The following is a 2,640-nucleotide window of genomic DNA, read 5'->3' as shown; positions in this document are numbered from 1 at the left end:
TGGACAGTTCCTGACCGCTTGCCAGTGTGATCAGGTCTTTTACAGTTACGCCTTTGAAACGAACGGGCTGCTGGAAAGCAAAGCTGATGCCTGCTCTCGCACGTTCTGTGATGCCCATTTCTGTAATATCCTGACCATCCAGAATGATCTGACCGCTGTCAGGTGTGATGATGCCGGCGATGATCTTCGCCAGTGTGGATTTGCCGCTGCCGTTGGGGCCTGTGATGACGATGAATTTTGCATCATCGATCGTCAGGTTGATATTTTTCAGAATCTGTTTGCCATCTGCGGAAAAACAGATATTCTTCAGTTCCAGCATATTATGATTCCTCCTGTTTATGAAACATTCGTTTCGGAATTATTGTTTCCTCTCTCTACGCATCCTCTGTCTTCTCTGAAAAACGACATAAAACGCTACCTTAGATTATAACAAGGTTTTCCATCTACTGTCAACGATTTTGCCTGTCCCTGCGGGGTTTTCTCTGACAAAAGAAAGGCTTTTCCCTTGAAAGGATGCACCCGATGTGATACAGTTATGAGAGATTTTCATTTTTTTGATAAAGGAGAGATACAAATGCTCGGTTTCCATACAGACGGCATCCGTCTTTTCGGCGCATCTGATACACTGGTGGCAGCGCTGAAAAAACATAAACTGCCCCTCATCAAAACATCCACAACGAATACACTGGCTTTCGCCGTCAATACGGCAGAGCCTTTGACAAAGAAACTCTACATCACATCCTTCCTGGCGCCCCAGGCGCCCTGGTTTTCCTGCTATGTGGGCGATGCCCCCCGCCCCGCGGACTATTCCCTGCATTTCGCCACAGAGGATGACCTGGTAGATTTCATCCTTGCCATGTATTACTGCTCTCAGGGTTTCCTGCATCTGGATTTCGACCTGCCCGAGCTGGTGACAAAGCTGAACCCCGGCCCCGAATACACCATCCGCTCCTTCGAGGAAAAAGATTTCCATAAAATTGGAGAAAATGGTGCTTTTGCCGCCTGCTTCTGCTTTTTGGAAGGGGGCTTTATGGAAAGCGACCGCCTTTTCGGCAAGCTGACAAAGGAATACGGCGTGGGTGCGGATAAGATCATGCTGGCAGGCTCTTTCGATTCCAAATATCAGTTCCTGCGCACCTTTATCCCCCAGAAATAACCCCTTTACGAATAGAAGAAACAGTGCTAGAATAGAAGCGCAGGGCGGTTCTTGTCGCCTTGTGCAAATACACAGAGTAGGGCTTTGCGCGTTAAGTGTCCGGTGGACGGGGAGTTGTCACTGGAACGAAAAAATGACTTTGGTCGTTTTGCGGTGCAAAACTCGCATCCCGCTGTTTCATAATAAAGAAGAACTTAATGAGCCTCTTTGTTATCCTTACAGCCAAACCTGTTTTTATGCAGGTGTATTTGCGTTGTCATTGATAATAGAGGGGTTTTTGTTTTGCTGAAACAAAAAAGCCCTCCTATTTCCAATTTTCTAATTGAAAAGGAGGTTTTTTCATGTCTGAAAAACGAATCAGCAGGACCCATCAGCTGGTGCTGATGGCATTGCTGGCGGCGACCCAAATCGTACTGTCCCGCTTTTTTTCCATCAATCTTTGGAACCTTAGAATCGGCTTTGCCTTTGTGCCTATCGCCCTGGCGGGGATGCTTCTGGGGCCTGTTGGCGCAGGGCTGACGGGGGCCGTGGCCGATATCATCGGCGCAACACTGTTCCCCAGCGGCACATTCTTCCCCGGGTTTACCGTAACAGCCTTCGTCACCGCCTTTGGCTATGGCTTTTTCCTGCAGAAAAAGCAGAGCATGGGGAATATTCTGGCGGCGGTGCTGTTTTCCGAAATCGTTGGCACCATCCTGATGAATACCCTGTGGATCTCCATTCTCTACGGCACACCGTTTATCGCCGTAATGATCCCCAGAATCGCCCAGGCAGTAGGGATGGGTATCGTAGAAGTGCTCGTTATTCGCCTTTTGGCAAATTATGTACCACAACTGAAAAAAGCTGTTTAAGACCTTGGGGACTCTGTCCCCAATACCCCTGCAAGGGGGTCACCCCCTTGACCCGATACAAAAAAGACCGAGAAAACCTCGGTCTTTTTTTAATCTCTTAATAAATTTAATTTTCTTTGCAAAAACACAGTTTTTGCGTATAGGGTTCCAAGGGGATTATCCCCTTGGTGGGGGTATTGGGGGTAAAACCCCCAAGGTCTTAAGGCTGGTTGCAAACCTGGAAAATGTAGAACTTCAGATAATAAGCCTCATCCGCCGCCCAAAGAATGGGATGGTCGGGGGCCTGATGTCTGTATTCCACCTGTCTCAGGCGTTTGTGTACATCCTTCGCCGCCTGCCCGATGGTCTGCGTGAATAACTCGTATGTCATAAAATGAGAGCAGGAGCATGTTGCCAGGAATCCGCCGTCTTTCAGCAGCTTCATGGCACGCAGATTGATCTCCCTGTAACCTTTTACCGCGTTCTTCACGGAGTTTCTGGATTTTGTAAAGGCGGGAGGGTCAAGGATGATCACATCGAATTTTCTGCCTTCTGCTTCCAGGCGGGGCAGCAGTTCGAATACATCCTCGCACTGGAATTTCACCACATCCTGCAGGCCGTTCAGGTGAGCATTTTCCGTCGCCTGATCCACCG

The 2,640-nt window shown here is 48.6% G+C and carries 4 protein-coding genes and 1 riboswitch; of the genes, 2 read left to right on the top strand and 2 right to left on the bottom strand.

What is annotated here, in order from left to right; translation table 11 throughout:
* Positions 1-319, bottom strand: a 319-nt coding sequence (locus IJ369_RS08435) for an ATP-binding cassette domain-containing protein (protein ID WP_290718075.1), incomplete at its 3' end; no start/stop codon positions are given.
* A gap of 255 nt (positions 320-574) precedes the next feature.
* On the opposite strand from IJ369_RS08435, the gene IJ369_RS08430 reads away from it, so the two are divergent.
* Positions 575-1,156 carry a hypothetical protein gene (locus tag IJ369_RS08430; protein WP_290718073.1) on the top strand — a complete coding sequence of 194 codons (582 nt, stop codon included), beginning with the start codon at positions 575-577 and terminating at the stop codon, positions 1,154-1,156.
* Between the two features lie 70 nt (positions 1,157-1,226).
* A riboswitch (THF riboswitch) is annotated at positions 1,227-1,333 on the top strand.
* 164 nt (positions 1,334-1,497) lie between these two features.
* Positions 1,498-2,007 carry a folate family ECF transporter S component gene (locus IJ369_RS08425; protein ID WP_290718071.1) on the top strand — a complete coding sequence of 170 codons (510 nt, stop codon included), beginning with the start codon at positions 1,498-1,500 and terminating at the stop codon, positions 2,005-2,007.
* Positions 2,008-2,206: 199 nt separating this feature from the next.
* Here the strand turns inward: IJ369_RS08425 and IJ369_RS08420 are convergent.
* Positions 2,207-2,640 (bottom strand): class I SAM-dependent methyltransferase (locus IJ369_RS08420; protein WP_290718069.1); only part of this gene is annotated, 434 nt, incomplete at its 5' end.

The organism is Anaerotignum sp., assembly GCF_017483025.1.
GTDB lineage: Bacteria > Bacillota > Clostridia > Lachnospirales > Anaerotignaceae > Anaerotignum_A.
This window is presented reverse-complemented; position numbering and strand designations above follow the sequence as displayed.